This window comes from Pseudomonas migulae NBRC 103157 (assembly GCF_002091715.1).
GTDB classification, from domain to species: domain Bacteria; phylum Pseudomonadota; class Gammaproteobacteria; order Pseudomonadales; family Pseudomonadaceae; genus Aquipseudomonas; species Aquipseudomonas migulae_A.
This window is the reverse complement of the sequence record NZ_BDAG01000033.1, coordinates 42,832-61,794: the sequence shown is the minus strand read 5'-3', so window position 1 is coordinate 61,794 and position 18,963 is coordinate 42,832. Positions and strand designations below refer to the sequence as shown.

Below are 18,963 nucleotides of genomic sequence, written 5' to 3'. Positions count from 1 at the left end.
GCATAATTCGTGCATAAGCTGCAGAAATGTATCCCGCGGCTTTCATGCCTGCGTCGGGTGGACCGCCCATGTTAACCTTGCGCCCATCGCGGAAAAGCCGGGCCGATGTCCCTCCTTTGCCCTACACCTTTCAACGAATTTGCCTGATATCCGATGAATAAAGCACTCACCGATCTGTCCTCTCACACGCCAATGATGCAGCAGTACTGGCGCCTGAAGAACCAGCACCCCGACCAGCTGATGTTCTATCGCATGGGTGACTTCTACGAGATCTTCTATGAAGACGCGAAGAAGGCCGCCAAGTTGCTGGACATCACCCTGACCGCCCGTGGGCAGTCGGCCGGTCAGGCAATTCCGATGTGCGGGATTCCTTACCACGCCGCGGAAGGTTACCTGGCGAAACTGGTCAAGCTCGGCGAGTCCGTGGTGATCTGTGAGCAGGTCGGCGATCCGGCGACCAGCAAGGGGCCGGTGGATCGTCAGGTGGTGCGGATCATCACGCCGGGCACGGTCAGCGATGAAGCGCTGCTGGATGAGCGTCGGGATAACCTGATCGCGGCGGTGCTGGGTGACGAGCGTCTGTTCGGGCTGGCGGTGCTGGACATCACCAGCGGCAACTTCACCGTGCTGGAGATCAAGGGCTGGGAAAACCTGCTGGCGGAACTGGAGCGGGTCAATCCGGTGGAGCTGATGATCCCGGATGACTGGCCGAAAGATTTGCCGGCGGAGAAACGCCGCGGGGTTCGTCGTCGTGCGCCGTGGGATTTCGAGCGCGACTCGGCGCTGAAAAGTCTCTGCCAGCAATTCTCGACCCAGGACCTGAAAGGTTTCGGATGCGAGAACCTGACCCTCGCCATCGGCGCCGCCGGTTGCCTGCTCAGCTACGCCAAGGAAACCCAACGCACCGCCCTGCCCCATTTGCGCAGCCTGCGCCATGAGCGTCTGGACGACACCGTGGTGCTGGATGGCGCGAGCCGTCGCAACCTGGAACTGGACACCAACCTGGCCGGCGGTCGCGACAACACGCTGCAATCGGTGGTCGATCGTTGCCAGACCGCGATGGGCAGTCGTCTGCTGACCCGCTGGCTGAACCGGCCGTTGCGCGACCTGAAGGTTTTGCTCGCGCGTCAGACCTCGATCACGTGCCTGCTCGACGGCTACCGCTTCGAAAAGCTGCAACCGCAGCTCAAGGAAATCGGTGACATCGAGCGGATTCTCGCGCGAATCGGTTTGCGTAATGCCCGTCCTCGCGACCTCGCTCGTCTGCGCGATGCGCTTGGTGCTCTGCCTGAGCTGCAAGTGGCGATGACCGAGCTCGAAGCGCCGCACATCATTCAACTGGCCAAGACCACCAGCACCTACCCGGAACTGGCGGCACTGCTGGAAAAAGCCATCATCGACAACCCGCCTGCGGTGATCCGCGATGGCGGCGTGTTGAAAACCGGTTACGACAGCGAACTCGACGAGTTGCAATCGCTGAGCGAAAACGCCGGGCAGTTCCTGATCGATCTGGAAGCACGCGAAAAGGCCCGCACCGGTCTGTCGCACCTGAAAGTCGGGTACAACCGCATTCACGGTTACTTTATCGAGCTGCCGAGCAAGCAGGCCGAATCAGCGCCGGCCGACTACATCCGCCGCCAGACCCTGAAAGGCGCCGAGCGTTTTATCACGCCGGAACTCAAAGCATTCGAAGACAAGGCACTGTCGGCCAAGAGCCGCGCCCTGGCTCGCGAAAAGATGCTTTACGAAGCGCTGCTCGAAGACCTGATCGCCCAGTTGCCACCGCTGCAGGACACCGCCGCGGCACTGGCCGAACTGGATGTGCTGAGCAACCTTGCCGAACGCGCGCTGAACCTCGACCTGAACTGCCCGCGCTTCGTCGATGAGCCGTGCATGCGTATCAGCCAGGGTCGTCACCCGGTGGTCGAGCAAGTGCTGACCACGCCGTTCGTGGCCAATGACCTGAGCCTCGACGACAGTACTCGCATGCTGGTGATCACCGGTCCGAACATGGGCGGTAAATCCACCTACATGCGTCAGACCGCATTGATCGTGTTGCTGGCGCACATCGGCAGTTTCGTACCGGCGGCCAGTTGCGAATTGTCGCTGGTGGACCGGATCTTCACCCGGATCGGTTCCAGCGATGACCTGGCCGGTGGGCGTTCGACCTTCATGGTCGAAATGAGCGAAACCGCCAACATTTTGCACAACGCCACCGAGCGCAGCCTGGTGCTGATGGACGAAGTCGGTCGCGGCACCAGCACCTTCGACGGCTTGTCCCTGGCGTGGGCCGCAGCCGAACGCCTGGCGCACCTGCGAGCCTACACGCTGTTCGCCACCCACTACTTCGAGTTGACGGTGTTGCCGGAAGCGCAACCGCTGGTGGCCAACGTGCACCTCAACGCCACCGAACACAACGAACGCATCGTGTTCCTGCACCACGTGCTGCCCGGGCCTGCCAGCCAGAGCTACGGCCTGGCCGTGGCGCAACTGGCCGGCGTACCGAGCGAAGTGATCGTGCGTGCTCGCGAGCACCTGGGTCGACTGGAAGCCACCGCGCTGCCCCATGAAGTGCCCAAGGCAGCCAAAGGCAAACCGGCCGCGCCACAGCAGAGCGACATGTTCGCCAGCCTGCCGCATCCGGTGCTCGATGAACTGGCCAAACTGGATCTGGATGACTTGACGCCGCGTCGCGCGCTAGAAATGCTCTATACACTAAAGACACGGATCTAACGCACTTGCCTGCAAGCTGTTAGAATCTCGCGCGGTTTGGGATGCTGCAGGCTAATAGCCTGGTCTGCAGACTATCGCTCCCAAACCTGGCGACCCCAACGTGAAGGGGCTCCGCTGCCGCCGCCTGAGGAGAAAATTAGAAATGACCTTCGTCGTCACCGACAACTGCATCAAGTGCAAGTACACCGACTGCGTAGAAGTCTGTCCGGTGGACTGCTTTTACGAAGGCCCGAACTTCCTGGTGATTCACCCGGATGAGTGCATCGACTGCGCACTGTGTGAACCAGAATGCCCTGCCGTGGCCATCTTCTCTGAAGATGAGGTCCCGGAAGAGATGCAGGAATTCATTCAGCTGAACGTTGAGTTGGCCGAAATCTGGCCAAACATCACCGAGAAGAAAGAATCGCTGCCCGATGCCGAAGAGTGGGATGGCGTCAAAGGCAAGATCAAAGACCTCGAACGCTGATTTGCCCCGCGTTCCCGAAAAGGCCCCTTGCGGGCCTTTTTGCTTTTCTACAGACGGAAAAGGTTCTTCATAGCCCCCTGGAAACACGGATAACGCAAAACCCGTAGGAGCCGGCTTGCTGGCGATGGACTCAAATACGCCGCGTTGATTCAGACATCACGTGTTATCGTTAACGATCTTCGCCAGCAAGCCGGTTCCTACAAGAGACCGTACCCACGCTGAAAATGAAGCGGCATCCCAACCAAAAAAAAGGCAAAAAAAAGGGGCGGTTTGACCCGCCCACATTTTTTCCCTATTCCCTGTGTTCCTTTTCATCGTCCTGATGAATCGCGTCCTGCAATGTCCTTTCCCCTCATCCTTGAAGGGCGTGTCTGTCCGTCGACACAACCTGAATACTAGAGAGTTCCCGGGCAAGCGCAATCGCCTTCCCAGGCAAAAACCGGCTGCCATATGCGCTTAACTTTTATAAATATCTATAAATATCAGTAAGATAAAGCAAGAACAGACAAACAATAGTCGTCTGCCAGGGTGTAAAAATAACGAACACTTACGAAAGAGTAAGCAAAGACTTACAACGCGAAACTACAAACCTGAGGTCCCCCCCTGTAGGAGCCGGCTTGCTGGCGATGAACGATCACGCGGATTATCTGGTTAACCGCGGGGGTCTGGATCGCCAGCAAGCCGGCTCCTACAGGGACAACAAAAAGCCCCGAACCAGTCGGGGCTTTTTACTTGCGGCTCAAGCGATTTTCTTATTGAAACAGCGACTCGCTGGACAGACCATTTTTCTCCAGAATCTCCCGCAGCCGCTTCAGGCCTTCAACCTGGATCTGTCTGACGCGCTCACGGGTCAGGCCGATTTCCAGACCTACATCTTCCAGCGTACTGCTCTCATGACCGCGCAGACCGAAGCGGCGTATCACCACCTCGCGCTGCTTGTCGGTCAGTTCCGAGAGCCATTGATCGATGCTCTGAGACAGGTCGTCATCCTGCAGCAGTTCGCACGGATCGGTTGGACGGTCGTCGGTAAGGGTATCCAGCAGGGTTTTATCCGAATCCGGACCCAGCGAGACGTCGACCGAAGAAACCCGCTCGTTCAAGCCGAGCATGCGCTTGACCTCCCCCACCGGTTTTTCCAGCAGGTTGGCGATTTCTTCGGGTGAGGGTTCGTGATCGAGTTTTTGCGTCAGCTCCCGTGCGGCCCTCAGGTACACGTTGAGTTCTTTGACCACATGGATCGGCAACCGGATAGTCCGGGTCTGATTCATGATCGCACGCTCGATGGTTTGACGAATCCACCAGGTTGCGTAGGTCGAAAAACGGAAGCCACGTTCGGGGTCGAACTTCTCTACCGCCCGAATCAGCCCGAGGTTGCCCTCTTCGATCAGGTCCAGCAGCGACAAGCCACGATTGACATAGCGTCGGGCGATTTTCACCACCAGCCGCAGGTTGCTTTCAATCATGCGTTTGCGCCCGGCCGGATCGCCACTTTGCGACAAGCGTGCAAAGTGAACTTCTTCTTCGGGGGACAGCAGAGGGGAAAAGCCAATTTCATTGAGGTACAGCTGCGTCGCATCGAGTGCACGCGTGTAGTCAATGTACTTGTGTTGCTTTAACGAAGCGGAGTGTTTGGATTTGGCACGAACGGAAGGTGGAGCAGCCCCTTCATCATTCGACATCGAATCCGTATCGATACCGGCCTCCATCAGGAGAACCTCATCGTCGATGTCAAACTCCGGCACTTCTTTACTGAGAGCCATTGTTATAGTCCTTTGGTGAGTTCGACCTCAAGCTCAAGCGGCGCCTCTATCCTTGGCAACGCTGGAGCCTGTTCCCTCTACGTGACGGAACAGGCTGGTAACAAATCAACGACGTGGCAGGAACTGCAGCGGATCTACAGGTTTACCTTGTCGGCGAATCTCAAAATGCAGTTTCACCCGGTCTGTACCCGTTGACCCCATTTCGGCAATTGTCTGTCCGACCTTGACCTGCTGCCCCTCCCGAACCAACAGCCTGCGGTTGTGACCGTAGGCACTGACGTAGGTATCGCTGTGTTTGATGATGACTAATTCGCCGTAGCCCCTTAAGCCACTCCCGGCGTATACCACCGTCCCATCAGACGCAGCTAAAACAGGCTGTCCCAAATCTCCGGCGATATCAATTCCTTTATTCAAACTACCGTTTGAAGAGAATTTTCCAATAAGAATGCCATTAGAAGGCCACCCCCAGCCGGTCGGGGCCGGGCCTGCAGGAGGCATCGGAGCAGGCGCTGGCTTGTTGGCGACGGACGGTGCTACCACCGTTGTCGTCGTAGTTGCGCCATTTGGCTGGCGCCGGATTACCGTGGTTTTACTCGACGATGAAGGCGCCGAATTGGCCGGGCTGACCACCGCCGTCGGCGTTGAACCGGTGCGACCGTCAAAGCGAATCGTCTGACCCGGATGTATCGTGTAGGGCGCAGGAATGTTGTTGCGCGCCGCGAGGGCTTTGTAGTCCCAGCCGTAGCGAAAAGCGATCGAGAACATCGTGTCTTTAGGTCGAACCACGTACTGACCCGTGGTCACTGCCGGACGCTGGGCGACGGCGTTGTTGCGATCGACGACGCGCACGTCGCTCGATTTGGTGCTGGAACAACCGACCAGCAAGGTACTCAAGACAAGGCCAGTCACCAGGCGCTGAAAGCTCGTTATACCCATTCGCTGCGCAATGACTGTGAGACTCACCCGCCGCTCCCTTTGTGGTGGCTGAAATATTGAATTGCCGTGTTCCCGGCATGAAGTGTCGCAAGTATAACGGGCGGTGCAGGCTTTACCTTTAATGAAGCGAAGCACACGTTTGCTACCTGACGATGAATCCCGTTTAACTGATCGACGCCGCTGTAAGACAGGGGCAATCGAAGAGAATTCACCGGGACGAAACAAATGCTCAGGCCAGTGGCCCGTTGAGCAATGGAACGAAACGCACCGCCCCCAGAACACGCCTGGAAAACCCGTGCTCTTCACGGATGATCAGCATCAACTGTTGAACCTCACCCGACCCGACCGGTATCACCAGTCGCCCTCCAGGGGCCAACTGGTCGAGCAATGCCTGGGGCACATCGGTCGCCACCGCCGTCACGATGATGCCGTTGTACGGTGCCAGCGCCGGCCAGCCTTCCCAGCCATCGCCCCAGCGGAAGACCACGTTGCGCAGGTTGAGGTCGACCAGACGCTCCTTGGCCCGGTCCTGCAAAACCTTGATGCGTTCGACGGAAAAAACCCGCTCGACCAGTTGCGACAGGATCGCGGTCTGATAACCCGACCCCGTGCCGATTTCCATCACCTTGTCCAGCGGCCCCGCCTCCAGCAGCAGCTCGCTCATGCGGGCCACCATGTAAGGCTGGGAGATCGTCTGGTTGTTGCCGATCGGCAGCGCCGTGTCTTCATAGGCACGGTGCGCCAGCGCCTCGTCGACGAACAGGTGTCGCGGCGTACGGCGAATCACTTCCAGCACCTTGGCGTTGGAAATGCCCTCCTCATACAATCGCTGGATCAGACGCTCGCGGGTGCGTTGCGAGGTCATCCCGATACCGCGATGCATCGGGTCTTGTTCACGAGCCATTAGCGCAATCCCTCCAGCCAGCCATCAAGGCTTCGGAAGGCATCATTGAAGGTGCGATCCAGTTGCAGTGGCGTGATGGACACATAGCCTTGCATCACCGCATGGAAATCGGTGCCCGGACCGCCGTCTTCGGCATCGCCCGCCGCAGCGATCCAGTAACCGGCCTTGCCACGCGGGTCGACCACTTTCATCGGTGCCGCTGCGCGAGCGCGATGACCGAGGCGAGTGAGCTGGATTCCGCGGATGTGGTCCAGCGGCAAATTGGGAATGTTCACGTTCAATACCGTGCGCGGTGGCAGGTCAAGGTCGGCGTGGGCCTCCACCAGTTTGCGCGCATAGTAAGCGGCTGTGGGAAGGTTCTCGACTTGCCGTGAGACAAACGAAAAGGCAAACGAAGGACGCGCCAGGAAACGTCCTTCGAGGGCCGCTGCCACGGTGCCGGAATACAACACATCGTCGCCCAGGTTCGCGCCCAGGTTAATACCGGAAACCACCATGTCCGGTTCGAGCTCCAGCAAGCCGTTGAGACCCAGGTGCACGCAATCGGTCGGTGTGCCATTAAGGCTGATAAAGCCGTTGATCAGGGTTTGCGGGTGCAACGGACGGTCGAGCGTCAGCGAACTGCTGGCGCCGCTTTTGTCCTGGTCCGGGGCGATAACCACGCATTCGGTGTAATCCGCCAGCGCAGCATAAAGCGCAGCGAGACCGGGTGCGGTTACCCCATCGTCGTTAGAAATCAGAATACGCATGGGCTGTCCGTCTGCCCCACCGGCACCAGATCGACGAGTTCACGCACCAATACGGTGGCGAAGCATCCGGCCGGCAGGACGAATTCCAGTTGCAGAATGTCAGGCTCGGGATAATGCCACGTCAACCCACCAATGGGCAGTCGCAGGATGCGACGTTCGTGGCTCATACCGGCGTTAATCAACCAATCACGCAGATCCGCTTCGCGCGCGGCGATTGCCTGCTCCAGTTCATGGACAGCGCCCGTCGCCGGCGAGTCACCTTCTCCCCACTGCGGGCCGGTCGGGTGCAGGTCGAGAATCGCCAGTCGCGGGTCGCTGCACTCGGCCTCACCGGCCGGAAAGAAGCTTCGGCTGTCGGTGAACGCCAGCAGATCACCGACCTGCGCCTGCTGCCAGGTACCATCAGCCACACGCGCCGCCAATACCTGGTTGAACAGAAAACTGCGCGCGGTGGAGAGCAACCGCGAACGAACGTTGCGTTGCTCCGGCAAAGCCTTGCGCGCCGCCCAGGCTCGGGCGTCGACCACATTGCCGCCGTCGAACCCGAACCGCTGGGCGCCGAAATAATTGGGGATACCTTGTTTGGCGATCAGTTGCAGGCGCGCTTCGATGGCCGCTTTGTCGCCCGCGAACTGTGTCAGGCGCAAGGTGAAACCGTTGGCCGAATGGGCACCGCGTTGCAGCTTGCGTTTATGTCGACCGGTCTTGAGGATTTTCAGCGTATCGTTTTCCGCCGCCGACAAATCAGGATCGGCCTTGCCCGGCAGTTGCACGCTGAACCACTGGCGGGTAAGCGCCTGACGATCCTTGAGGCCGGCGTAGCTGACGGTGCGCAATGGCACACCCGCTGCCTTGGCAATTCGCCGTGCCGCTTCTTCGGTATTCAGTCCGCGCTTTTCCACCCAGATCCACAGATGTTCGCCATCGCCACTGAGCGGGATGTTGAGCACTTCATCGACCTGGAAATCTTCCGCCGTGGCTTTCAACACTGCGGTGCCGAGGGCTTCACCGTAGGCACGCGGGCCGAGCAATTGCAGTTCGTTCATGCGCGCAGCAACAAGGCAACGGAATGCACGGCGATACCTTCTTCGCGACCGACAAAGCCGAGTTTTTCGGTGGTGGTAGCTTTCACGTTCACTTGATCCAACTCAACTTGAAGATCCGCGGCAATCAGCGCGCGCATCGATTCGATATGCGGGGCCATTTTCGGCGCCTGGGCGACGATGGTGTTATCGACGTTGCCGACTTTCCAGCCCTTGGCGTGGACCAGTGCGACGACGTGACGCAACAGCACACGGCTGTCGGCGCCCTTGAATTTCGGGTCGGTGTCCGGGAAGTGCTTGCCGATATCACCCAGCGCAGCAGCGCCGAGCAAGGCATCGCTCAAGGCGTGCAGCAGGACGTCACCGTCGGAGTGAGCGAGCAGCCCGAAGCCGTGTGCAATGCGCACGCCGCCCAGAGTAATGAAATCGCCTTCAGCGAAACGGTGCACATCATAGCCGTGGCCAATACGCATAAAAAAACGCCCCGATTTTTGTCAGGGCGTGATTCTACCTGCATTAGACGCCTAGGGCGCGTGCGTGATGCTGCAAGTGTTCATCAATGAAGCTGGCGATGAAGAAATAGCTGTGGTCGTAGCCCGGTTGCAGGCGCAACGTCAGCGGATGTCCGGCCAGTTTGGTCGCTTGTTGCAAGGCTTCAGGCTTGAGCTGCGTGGCGAGGAAATCATCACGATCACCTTGGTCAACCAACAGCGGCAGCTTCTCGTCGGCCTCGGCAATCAATGCGCAGGCATCCCATTCGCGCCATTTCGAACGGTCCTCTCCCAGGTAACGGGAAAAGGCTTTCTGACCCCACGGGCAGTCCATCGGATTGTTGATTGGCGAGAACGCCGACACCGACTGATAGCGCCCCGGATTGCGCAATGCGCAGACCAGCGCGCCGTGACCGCCCATGGAATGACCACTGATGCCGCGCTTGTCCGATGCCGGGAAATGAGCCTCGACCAATGTCGGTAATTCCTGCACGACATAGTCATGCATCCGATAGTGGCGGGACCAAGGTTCCTGCGTGGCATTCAGATAAAACCCGGCGCCGAGACCGAAGTCCCAGGCGCCATCCGGGTCACCCGGCACATCCGGACCGCGAGGACTGGTATCCGGTGCGACGATGATCAGCCCGAGCTCCGCGGCCATGCGCAGGGCGCCGGCCTTGTGCATGAAGTTCTCGTCGGTGCAGGTCAGCCCGGACAACCAGTACAGCACCGGCAGTTTGCCGCCCTGCTCCGCTTGCGGAGGCAAGTACACGGCAAACACCATGTCGCAACCGAGCACCTCGGAGCGGTGCCGGTAGCGTTTGTGCCAGCCGCCGAAGCTTTTCTGGCAGGAGATATTTTCCAGGCTCATGGCGGACCTCAGAAATGGATGACGGAACGGATGCTTTTTCCTTCATGCATCAGGTCGAAAGCCTTGTTGATATCTTCCAGGCCCATGGTGTGAGTGATGAACGTGTCCAACGGGATTTCGCCGGTTTCGGCCATTTCGACATAGCTTGGCAATTCGGTGCGACCACGCACACCGCCGAACGCCGAACCGCGCCAGACGCGACCGGTCACCAACTGGAATGGACGGGTGGAGATTTCCTGACCTGCACCGGCCACGCCGATGATCACCGACTCGCCCCAGCCCTTGTGGCAGCACTCGAGTGCGGCGCGCATCAGTTGGACATTGCCGATGCACTCGAAGGAAAACTCGACGCCGCCATCGGTCATGTCAACGATGACTTCCTGAATCGGGCGGTCGAAATCTTTCGGGTTTACGCAGTCGGTTGCACCGAGCTGCCTGGCGATCTCGAACTTGGCCGGGTTGATGTCGATGGCAATGATCCGCCCAGCCTTGGCTTTGACCGCACCGATGATCGCTGACAGACCAATACCGCCAAGACCGAAAATCGCCACGGTATCACCCGGTTTCACCTTGGCGGTATTCAGCACGGCACCGATGCCGGTGGTGACACCACAGCCCAGCAGGCAAACTTTTTCCAGTGGCGCTTCTTTCTGGATTTTGGCGACGGAGATTTCCGGCAACACGGTGTACTCGGAAAACGTCGAGGTGCCCATGTAGTGGAAAATTGGCTGGCCCTTGTAGGAAAAACGCGTAGTGCCATCCGGCATCAGGCCTTTGCCTTGAGTGGCGCGAATCGCCTGACACAGGTTGGTCTTGCCCGACAGGCAGAATTTGCACTGGCGGCATTCCGGGGTGTACAGCGGGATGACGTGATCGCCGACCGCCACTGAGGTCACGCCCTCACCGATGGCTTCAACCACCGCGCCACCTTCGTGACCGAGGATCGACGGAAAGATGCCTTCCGGATCAGCGCCCGACAGCGTGTACGCATCGGTATGGCAGACACCTGAGGCAACTACACGCAACAAAACTTCACCGGCCTTGGGCATGGCGACATCGACTTCAACGATCTCGAGGGGTTTCTTGGCCTCGAAGGCAACGGCAGCGCGCGACTTGATCATGTGGATTCTCCAGTGCATAAAAACGAGACAGGAAGTGTAATACGGCGCCCGACGATGAATAATCAGGACGAAAGCAAAACATTATTGCCACACAGGGATAATCTCGATGCTCGAGAACCGCTGGGAAGGTATCGACGAATTCGTCGCCGTTGCCGAATGCAGCCAATTTACGGCGGCTGCGGAGCGTCTGGGGGTTTCTTCCTCCCACATCAGTCGCCAAATAGTACGCCTCGAAGAGCGCCTTCACACGCGACTACTTTATCGCAGCACCCGTCGCGTGACGCTGACCGAAGCCGGCCAGACTTTTTTGCAGCATTGCCAGCGTTTGCAGGACGGTCGTGAAGAAGCGCTCAGAGCAGTCGGCGATCTGACCAGCGAGCCCAAAGGCATGTTGCGCATGACCTGCGCAGTGGCGTACGGCGAGCGCTTCATCGTGCCGCTGGTAACGAGATTCATGGGGCTTTATCCACAACTTCGAATCGATATCGAACTGAGCAACCGGCAATTGGACCTGGTGCATGAAGGCCTGGATCTGGCGATTCGCCTCGGTCGTCTTCAGGATTCGCGATTGGTGGCAACGCGACTGGCGCCGCGGCGCATGTACCTGTGTGCATCTCCTTCCTACCTAGAACGGTATGGTCGCCCACACAGCTTGTCGGAACTGAGCCGCCACAACTGCCTTATCGGCAGTTCGGACCTCTGGCAACTGGAACAGAACGGGCGAGAGTTTTCCCAGCGAGTACAGGGAAACTGGCGCTGCAACAGCGGGCAAGCGGTGCTGGATGCGGCGTTACAGGGTGTCGGCTTGTGTCAGTTGCCGGACTATTACGTGCTGGAGCATTTGAAAGCCGGCTCTTTGATTTCATTGCTGGAGGCGCATCAGCCACCGAACACGGCGGTGTGGGCGCTTTATCCACAGCAACGACACTTGTCGCCCAAGGTGCGCAAGTTGGTGGACTATCTGAAGGAAGGTTTGGCCGAGCGGCCGGAGTATCGGACTTAAGGTCAAAAGATCGCAGGCTGCGATAGCTCCTACATTAGAAATGCGGTCTCTTGCAGGAGCTGCCGCAGGCTGCGATCTTTTAGCGGCGGTTAGCCCAACGCTGGCGCAACCATTCGAGGTCTTCGGGGCGAGTGACTTTCAGATTGTCCGCGCGCCCCTCGATCAGCCGTGGCGCCAGCCCTGCCCATTCCATGGCCGAAGCCTCATCGGTGATGACCGCATCAGCCACCAGGCTGTCGGCCAGGGCCCGATGCAACGCACCCAGTCGAAACATCTGTGGCGTATACGCTTGCCAGATCACACTGCGATCCACGGTTTCAACAACACGACCGAGCTTATCGACCCGCTTGAGGGTATCGCGCGCCGGAACCGCCAGCAGACCACCGACCGGATCGTCAGCCAGTTCAATCAGCAACTTATCCAGATCATCACGGCTAAGGTTGGGCCGTGCGGCATCGTGCACCAGCACCCAATCCTCATCGCCAGCCCCCAACGCATGCAAATGCAGCAAGGCATTGAGCACCGACCCGGAACGCTCGGCACCGCCGTCAACGCGTTGAATACGCGAATCGCCAGCGCACGCCAGATTTGGCCAGTAAGGGTCGTCCACAGCAAGACTGACCACCAACCCCTTCAGGGAAGGATGATCAAGGAAACAGCCGAGGCTGTGTTCAAGAATAGTGCGCCCGCCCAGCTGCAAATATTGCTTGGGACGGTCCGCGGCCATACGGGCACCAACACCCGCGGCAGGAATCACGGCCCAGAAGGCCGGTAACGAGGAATTCATTGAGCCAACTGGTAAAGGGTTTCACCGTCCTTGACCATGCCCAACTCATGGCGAGCGCGCTCTTCAACGGTCTCCATGCCTTTTTTCAATTCACTGACTTCGGCGTCCATCACCCGATTACGTTCCAGTAACCCTTGGTTCTCAGCCTGTTGATCCGCGATCTGCTGAGTCAGCTCGGCCACTTGCGCCAGACTGCCATTACCCACCCACAGGCGGTACTGCAGGCCAGCCAGCAACAAGAGCAAGACGAGGAACAACCAATTGGGACTGCGCATCGAATATCAGGTATCCAGTGAAAAAAGACAGCCATGCCAAAACTTTGAAGCGACTGATAGCACGAAGCCTGGAATATCCAGGCTTGTGCTAGTAAGGCATCAGATTAGTGGCAAATCCGCCGCTGTCGCGACTTTTCCGACACAATCCGCTGACTTTTTACCATCTACAGCTTAACCGCGAAACTCGCTGCGGCCGTTGTACTTGGCTTTGCCATTCAACTGCTCTTCGATACGCAGCAGTTGGTTGTACTTGGAAACACGATCGGAACGGCACAGGGAGCCGGTCTTGATCTGGCCAGCCGAAGTGCCCACGGCCAGGTCGGCAATGGTCGAATCTTCGGTTTCGCCGGAACGGTGCGAGATCACGGCAGTGTAACCGGCAGCCTTGGCCATCTGGATGGCTTCCAGGGTTTCGGTCAGGGTGCCGATCTGGTTGAACTTGATCAGGATCGAGTTGGCGATCTTTTTATCGATGCCTTCTTTCAGGATCTTGGTGTTGGTCACGAACAGGTCGTCGCCTACCAGCTGGGTTTTCTCGCCGATCTTGTCGGTGAGGATTTTCCAGCCAGCCCAGTCGGACTCGTCCAGGCCATCTTCGATGGAGATGATCGGGTAACGCTCGGTCAGACCCTTGAGGTAGTCGGCGAAACCTTCAGCAGTGAACACCTGGCCTTCGCCGGACAGGTTGTACTTGCCGTCTTCATAGAATTCGCTGGCCGCGCAGTCCAGTGCCAGGGTCACGTCGGTGCCCAGCTTGTAACCGGCGTTGGCCACGGCTTCGGAGATCACTTTCAAAGCGTCTTCGTTCGACGCCAGGTTCGGCGCAAAACCACCTTCGTCACCGACAGCAGTGCTCAGGCCACGGGCCTTCAGAACGGCTTTGAGGTGATGGAAAATCTCGGTACCCATGCGCAGACCTTCCGAGAAAGACTTGGCGCCAACCGGCTGAACCATGAATTCCTGGATGTCGACGTTGTTATCGGCGTGCTCGCCACCGTTGATGATGTTCATCATCGGAACCGGCATCGAGTAGACACCCGGGGTGCCGTTCAGGTTGGCGATGTGTGCGTACAGCGGCAGGTCCTGGTCCTGAGCTGCTGCCTTGGCCGCGGCCAGGGAAACGGCGAGGATCGCGTTGGCGCCCAGGGAACCTTTGTTTTCAGTGCCGTCGAGCTTGATCATTGCGTGATCGAGGGCTTTCTGGTCGCTTGGGTCTGTACCTTTCAACAGGTCGCGGATCGGACCGTTGATGTTGGCGACGGCTTTCAGAACGCCCTTGCCCAGGTAACGGCTCTTGTCGCCATCACGCAGCTCGAGCGCTTCACGCGAGCCAGTGGAAGCACCGGACGGCGCGCAAGCGCTGCCGATGATGCCGTTATCGAGAAGCACGTCCGCTTCCACGGTGGGGTTGCCACGGGAGTCGAGAACTTCACGACCTTTGATGTCGACGATTTTTGCCATTGTTGTAAACACTCCAAAGTTGACGAAAACGCTTTGTGCTCGATTTATAACTTGTGGGTCGCACTGCTTTTGTAGGAGCCGGCTTGCTGGCGAAGGCGTCTGTAAAGGCCCCATCGCCAGCAAGCTGGCTCCTACAACAACCGAATTCCGATGTTACGCGGTTTCTACCGTCGGAAAACTCTTCACCAGTTCGTCCAATGCTTTGAGCTGGGCCAGGAATGGCTCCAGTTTGTCCAGACGCAAGGCGCAAGGGCCATCGCATTTGGCGTTGTCCGGGTCCGGGTGCGCTTCGAGGAACAGACCGGCCAGCGACTGGCTCATGCCTGCCTTGGCCAGGTCGAGGACCTGGGCACGACGACCGCCGGCGGAATCCGAGCGACCACCGGGCATTTGCAGCGCGTGGGTCACGTCGAAGAACACCGGGTATTCGAACTGCTTCATGATGCCGAAGCCGAGCATGTCGACGACCAGGTTGTTGTAGCCGAAGCTCGAACCGCGCTCGCAGAGGATCAACTGATCGTTACCCGCTTCCACGCATTTGTTCAGGATGTGTTTCATTTCCTGAGGCGCGAGGAACTGGGCTTTCTTGATATTGATCACCGCACCGGTCTTGGCCATCGCGACCACGAGGTCGGTCTGACGCGACAGGAAGGCCGGCAGCTGGATGATGTCGCAGACTTCAGCGACGACCGCCGCCTGTTCAGGCTCGTGGACGTCGGTGATGATCGGCACGCCAAAGGCTTGCTTGATGTCCTGGAAAATCCGCATGCCCTCTTCCAGGCCGGGACCACGGTACGAGGTCACGGAGGAACGGTTGGCCTTGTCGAAGCTGGCCTTGAACACGTAAGGGATACCGAGTTTCTCGGTAACCTTCACGTACTCTTCGCAGACCTGCATCGCCATGTCGCGGCTTTCCAGCACGTTCATGCCGCCGAACAGCACCATTGGCTTGTCGTTGGCAATCTCGATATCGCCTACGCGGATGATCTTCTGGGCCATCGGATTTACGCCTTCTTCTGGTGTTGAACCAAAGCTGCTTTGACGAAACCGCTGAACAACGGGTGACCGTCGCGTGGTGTCGAGGTGAACTCAGGGTGGAACTGGCAAGCGACGAACCATGGATGATCCGGCGCTTCGACCACTTCAACCAGCGCGCCATCACCGGAGCGACCGGAGATTTTCAGACCGGCTTCCATGATTTGCGGCAACAGGTTGTTGTTCACTTCGTAGCGATGACGGTGACGCTCGACGATCACGTCCTTGCCGTAGCAACCGTGAACCAGGGAACCAGGTTCCAGCAGGCAATCCTGCGCGCCGAGGCGCATGGTGCCGCCCAGGTCGGACGTTTCGGTACGGGTTTCGACCGCGCCGGTGGCATCTTCCCACTCGGTGATCAGACCCACGACCGGGTGACCGCTTGCACGATCGAACTCGGTGGAGTTGGCGTCTTTCCAGCCCATGACGTTACGAGCGAACTCGATCACGGCGACTTGCATGCCCAGGCAGATGCCAAGGTACGGAACCTTGTTTTCGCGAGCGTACTGAACGGCGGTGATCTTGCCTTCCACGCCACGCAGACCGAAGCCGCCTGGAACCAGGATCGCATCGACGCCTTCCAGCAGCGCGGTGCCCTGGTTTTCGATGTCTTCGGAATCGATGTAGCGCAGGTTGACCTTGGTGCGGTTGCTGATGCCGGCGTGACTCATCGCTTCGATCAGCGACTTGTAGGCGTCCAGCAGTTCCATGTACTTGCCGACCATGGCGATGGTGACTTCGTGCTCAGGGTTGAGCTTGGCGTCGACCACGGCTTCCCACTCGGACAGATCCGCGCCGCCACATTGCAAGCCGAAACGCTCGACCACAAAATCATCCAGGCCCTGGGAGTGCAGGATGCCCGGGATCTTGTAGATGGTGTCGGCGTCTTCCAAGGCAATCACCGCACGCTCTTCAACGTTGGTGAACTGCGCGATTTTGCGACGCGAGGAGATGTCGATCGGGTGATCGGAGCGGCAAACCAGCACATCAGGTTGCAGGCCGATGGAACGCAGTTCCTTGACCGAGTGCTGGGTTGGCTTGGTTTTGGTTTCGCCGGCAGTGGCGATGTACGGCACCAGCGTCAGGTGCATGAGCATCGCGCGCTTGGCGCCGACTTCGAAACGCAATTGACGGATCGCTTCGAGGAACGGCTGGGATTCGATGTCACCCACGGTGCCACCGATCTCGACCATCGCCACGTCGGCGTCGCCGGCGCCCTTGATGATCCGGCGCTTGATTTCGTCGGTGATGTGCGGGATCACCTGGATGGTGGCGCCCAGGTAATCACCACGGCGCTCTTTGCGCAGGACGTGCTCGTAAACACGGCCGGTGGTGAAGTTGTTGTTCTGGGTCATGGTCGTGCGGATGAACCGCTCGTAGTGACCCAGGTCCAGGTCGGTCTCGGCGCCGTCGTGGGTGACGAACACTTCACCGTGCTGGAACGGGCTCATGGTGCCCGGGTCGACGTTGATGTACGGATCCAGCTTCAGCATGGTGACCTTAAGTCCCCGCGCCTCCAGGATGGCCGCCAATGAAGCCGATGCAATGCCTTTCCCCAATGAAGAAACAACACCGCCCGTGACGAATATGTAGCGCGTCATGAAAAACCCTAGAAGTCTGCGTTAAAGCGGTCCGAGCCGCCGGGGAAAGCGAAGGAAGGCCGAAGCCCCCGATCACCTGCATTAATCACAGTGCACCTTTCAAAAAAACCGCCGCGTTGGGACAGACCGGGAGATGAAACACCGGTACGTTGCTCGCTACACATTTTTTGGAATCGCCCAGCAAAGACTGCTTGGTAATCGGCAACTCCTGCAATTCAGGCGAATCCACAGAAGTTGTATCAAGAAGGGAGCGTAGTCTACCGGAAAGCCCCTTTCAGCTCAAACCTTGATCTTCGTTCGGTGGCTGCCAATGCAAATTCCAGCCGTCCTGCTCACACCCATTCAAGCCCCGAAGGTTGGCCACCGCCAGCAATTGCTCGCCCCGGTACAGCAGCGGCAATCTGCCACGGACGAACCCTGGAACCCCGCGCTCATTGAGCAAACGCTTCAGGTCCCGATGGCCACGATCGGGCAGGTTCATGGTCTCGCCTCCCTCTCGATAGCGGATATGCAGCGGGCCTTCGGGGGGTTGTCCGGTGAACGTGAGCACGCCATTGTCAGGCAAAACCAATGCTTGCGAGGGGTCAGCCCACCTTCCCACGTCGAGTGCAGGACGTCGCCAACGGCCGGATAACCACCAGATGCGTCCGCCCGCCCGATGCAGTTCGCCATCCGCCAACCGCCAGATCGGACGGGCATCGCCGGTGGCATCACGCAAATCCTCCCAACCCGACCAATGGTCGCTGTCCGGCAGACGCGTCAGCGCAGCGAGCCAGTGACTCATTGCATTTCGCTGGCGAGCGGCGGACAGCTTTGCAATCGGCGACAACTCGAGGGACGGCACACCTAACCAATCGAATTCACTGTCAGTAAGGGCATGCGCCAGATCAATGTGCGCCAGCTCATCAAGCAATCCACGGGCTTCACTCAGATGGGCCGCGCTGCGGGCCATGCTCGCCACGGCTTGAGGCCAACGTGCGGTCATGACCGGCAACACCTGATGCCGCAGGTAATTGCGCGAAAATTGATGATCCTGGTTCGAAGGGTCTTCTATCCACCTCAACTGATGCCCGGTCGCGTAAGCCTCAAGCTCTGCGCGCGAGACATCGAGCAGCGGTCGCAGCAGATGCCCCCGCCCCAACGCACGCTGGCTCGGCACCCCCGACAAGCCTCTTACCCCTGCCCCACGCAGCAATCGGAACAACAGGGTTTCGGCCTGATCATCGCGGTGTTGGGCGGTCAGCAGCACTTCATTGGCTTGAGTGGCCTCGATGAACGCGCCATATCGCGCATCACGGGCTGCGCGCTCAAGGCTGGCGCCGGGCTGAACCTGGACGTGAACGACCTGCAAAGGTACACCCAGCCCATCACAGACAGACTGGCAGTGCTCCGGCCATGTATCAGCCACAGCCTGTAGGCCGTGATGAATGTGTATAGCCTTGAGCTCGGGGAGGTGTTCGTTTTTTGCGAGATTGGCGAGAAGGTGCAGAAGGACCGTGGAATCGAGGCCCCCGGAGAAAGCAATGCGCCAGGTTGTGGCGTTGCGCCAAGGCTTGAGATTCAGCAAGAGCCTGACAGGCAGATCAATCATGGGCTGGCTCATATCGACCCCTTTGCACAAAACAAATGTGGGAGCGGGCTTGCTCGCGAAGGCGGCTCAACATTCAACACATCAGTTGACTGTTATACCGCTTCCGCGAGCAAGCCCGCTCCCACATTGAAGCCAA

General features: G+C 58.8%; 17 protein-coding genes. 3 read left to right on the top strand and 14 right to left on the bottom strand.

Going from position 1 to position 18,963, the window contains the following annotated elements:
- Positions 1–153 precede the first annotated feature (153 nt).
- Positions 154–2,733, top strand: a complete 2,580-nt coding sequence (gene mutS, locus PMI01S_RS22325; RefSeq protein ID WP_084322297.1) for a DNA mismatch repair protein MutS — start codon at positions 154–156, stop codon at positions 2,731–2,733.
- A gap of 142 nt (positions 2,734–2,875) precedes the next feature.
- Complete coding sequence (gene fdxA / locus PMI01S_RS22320) at positions 2,876–3,199, top strand: ferredoxin FdxA (protein WP_007908827.1); 324 nt, start codon at positions 2,876–2,878, stop codon at positions 3,197–3,199.
- A 752-nt stretch (positions 3,200–3,951) separates the two neighbouring features.
- Here the strand turns inward: fdxA and rpoS are convergent.
- The 8 genes from rpoS to PMI01S_RS22280 all read right to left on the bottom strand — a co-directional run bounded on the left by rpoS (position 3,952) and on the right by PMI01S_RS22280 (position 11,074).
- The gene (gene rpoS / locus PMI01S_RS22315) at positions 3,952–4,959 is read right to left on the bottom strand and encodes an RNA polymerase sigma factor RpoS (protein ID WP_084322296.1); all 1,008 of its coding nucleotides are present in this window, start codon (positions 4,957–4,959) and stop codon (positions 3,952–3,954) included.
- Positions 4,960–5,064: 105 nt separating this feature from the next.
- Entirely contained in the window at positions 5,065–5,922 is an 858-nt protein-coding gene (locus PMI01S_RS22310) for a peptidoglycan DD-metalloendopeptidase family protein (protein WP_084322295.1), read from the bottom strand.
- A 202-nt stretch (positions 5,923–6,124) separates the two neighbouring features.
- Positions 6,125–6,760 (bottom strand): protein-L-isoaspartate(D-aspartate) O-methyltransferase, encoded by a 636-nt coding sequence (locus PMI01S_RS22305; protein ID WP_174602683.1) that lies wholly within the window; start codon positions 6,758–6,760, stop codon positions 6,125–6,127.
- 38 nt (positions 6,761–6,798) lie between these two features.
- Positions 6,799–7,548, bottom strand: a complete 750-nt coding sequence (gene surE, locus PMI01S_RS22300) for a 5'/3'-nucleotidase SurE (protein ID WP_084322294.1) — start codon at positions 7,546–7,548, stop codon at positions 6,799–6,801.
- Entirely contained in the window at positions 7,536–8,594 is a 1,059-nt protein-coding gene (gene truD, locus PMI01S_RS22295) for a tRNA pseudouridine(13) synthase TruD (RefSeq protein WP_084322293.1), read from the bottom strand. The genes surE and truD overlap by 13 nt, the downstream gene beginning before the upstream one ends.
- Positions 8,591–9,064 carry a 2-C-methyl-D-erythritol 2,4-cyclodiphosphate synthase gene (gene ispF / locus PMI01S_RS22290; protein ID WP_084322292.1) on the bottom strand — a complete coding sequence of 158 codons (474 nt, stop codon included), beginning with the start codon at positions 9,062–9,064 and terminating at the stop codon, positions 8,591–8,593. Before ispF ends, truD begins: the two co-directional genes overlap by 4 nt.
- 43 nt (positions 9,065–9,107) lie before the next feature.
- Complete coding sequence (gene fghA / locus PMI01S_RS22285) at positions 9,108–9,953, bottom strand: S-formylglutathione hydrolase (RefSeq protein ID WP_084322291.1); 846 nt, start codon at positions 9,951–9,953, stop codon at positions 9,108–9,110.
- Positions 9,954–9,961: 8 nt separating this feature from the next.
- Complete coding sequence (locus tag PMI01S_RS22280) at positions 9,962–11,074, bottom strand: S-(hydroxymethyl)glutathione dehydrogenase/class III alcohol dehydrogenase (RefSeq protein WP_084322290.1); 1,113 nt, start codon at positions 11,072–11,074, stop codon at positions 9,962–9,964.
- 106 nt (positions 11,075–11,180) lie between these two features.
- On the opposite strand from PMI01S_RS22280, the gene PMI01S_RS22275 reads away from it, so the two are divergent.
- Entirely contained in the window at positions 11,181–12,077 is an 897-nt protein-coding gene (locus tag PMI01S_RS22275; RefSeq protein ID WP_084322289.1) for a LysR family transcriptional regulator, read from the top strand.
- 79 nt (positions 12,078–12,156) lie between these two features.
- On the opposite strand, the gene ispD is transcribed toward PMI01S_RS22275, so the two are convergent.
- The 6 genes from ispD to tilS all read right to left on the bottom strand — a co-directional run bounded on the left by ispD (position 12,157) and on the right by tilS (position 18,839).
- Positions 12,157–12,864: a 2-C-methyl-D-erythritol 4-phosphate cytidylyltransferase gene (gene ispD / locus PMI01S_RS22270; RefSeq protein ID WP_084322288.1), complete on the bottom strand. Its 708-nt coding sequence runs from the start codon at positions 12,862–12,864 to the stop codon at positions 12,157–12,159.
- A complete protein-coding gene (gene ftsB, locus PMI01S_RS22265; RefSeq protein ID WP_084322287.1) occupies positions 12,861–13,139 on the bottom strand; it encodes a cell division protein FtsB in 279 nt (92 codons plus the stop codon). Before ftsB ends, ispD begins: the two co-directional genes overlap by 4 nt.
- Before the next feature lie 171 nt (positions 13,140–13,310).
- Positions 13,311–14,600, bottom strand: coding sequence for a phosphopyruvate hydratase (gene eno, locus PMI01S_RS22260; RefSeq protein WP_008039408.1), 1,290 nt, complete (start codon positions 14,598–14,600; stop codon positions 13,311–13,313).
- Between the two features lie 153 nt (positions 14,601–14,753).
- A complete protein-coding gene (gene kdsA, locus PMI01S_RS22255) occupies positions 14,754–15,599 on the bottom strand; it encodes a 3-deoxy-8-phosphooctulonate synthase (protein WP_084322286.1) in 846 nt (281 codons plus the stop codon).
- Positions 15,600–15,604: 5 nt separating this feature from the next.
- Positions 15,605–17,236 (bottom strand): CTP synthase, encoded by a 1,632-nt coding sequence (gene pyrG, locus PMI01S_RS22250; protein WP_084322285.1) that lies wholly within the window; start codon positions 17,234–17,236, stop codon positions 15,605–15,607.
- 274 nt (positions 17,237–17,510) lie between these two features.
- Positions 17,511–18,839 (bottom strand): tRNA lysidine(34) synthetase TilS, encoded by a 1,329-nt coding sequence (tilS, locus tag PMI01S_RS22245; RefSeq protein ID WP_084322284.1) that lies wholly within the window; start codon positions 18,837–18,839, stop codon positions 17,511–17,513.
- Positions 18,840–18,963 lie beyond the last annotated feature (124 nt).

Coding starts and splice junctions, on each gene's coding strand:
- mutS (WP_084322297.1), top strand. CDS start 154: ATGAATAAAGCACTCACCGATCTGTCCTCTCACACGCCAATGATGCAG.
- fdxA (WP_007908827.1), top strand. CDS start 2,876: ATGACCTTCGTCGTCACCGACAACTGCATCAAGTGCAAGTACACCGAC.
- rpoS (WP_084322296.1), bottom strand. CDS start 4,959: ATGGCTCTCAGTAAAGAAGTGCCGGAGTTTGACATCGACGATGAGGTT.
- PMI01S_RS22305 (WP_174602683.1), bottom strand. CDS start 6,760: ATGACCTCGCAACGCACCCGCGAGCGTCTGATCCAGCGATTGTATGAG.
- surE (WP_084322294.1), bottom strand. CDS start 7,548: ATGCGTATTCTGATTTCTAACGACGATGGGGTAACCGCACCCGGTCTC.
- truD (WP_084322293.1), bottom strand. CDS start 8,594: ATGAACGAACTGCAATTGCTCGGCCCGCGTGCCTACGGTGAAGCCCTC.
- ispF (WP_084322292.1), bottom strand. CDS start 9,064: ATGCGTATTGGCCACGGCTATGATGTGCACCGTTTCGCTGAAGGCGAT.
- fghA (WP_084322291.1), bottom strand. CDS start 9,953: ATGAGCCTGGAAAATATCTCCTGCCAGAAAAGCTTCGGCGGCTGGCAC.
- PMI01S_RS22280 (WP_084322290.1), bottom strand. CDS start 11,074: ATGATCAAGTCGCGCGCTGCCGTTGCCTTCGAGGCCAAGAAACCCCTC.
- PMI01S_RS22275 (WP_084322289.1), top strand. CDS start 11,181: ATGCTCGAGAACCGCTGGGAAGGTATCGACGAATTCGTCGCCGTTGCC.
- ispD (WP_084322288.1), bottom strand. CDS start 12,864: ATGAATTCCTCGTTACCGGCCTTCTGGGCCGTGATTCCTGCCGCGGGT.
- ftsB (WP_084322287.1), bottom strand. CDS start 13,139: ATGCGCAGTCCCAATTGGTTGTTCCTCGTCTTGCTCTTGTTGCTGGCT.
- eno (WP_008039408.1), bottom strand. CDS start 14,600: ATGGCAAAAATCGTCGACATCAAAGGTCGTGAAGTTCTCGACTCCCGT.
- kdsA (WP_084322286.1), bottom strand. CDS start 15,599: ATGGCCCAGAAGATCATCCGCGTAGGCGATATCGAGATTGCCAACGAC.
- pyrG (WP_084322285.1), bottom strand. CDS start 17,236: ATGACGCGCTACATATTCGTCACGGGCGGTGTTGTTTCTTCATTGGGG.
- tilS (WP_084322284.1), bottom strand. CDS start 18,839: ATGAGCCAGCCCATGATTGATCTGCCTGTCAGGCTCTTGCTGAATCTC.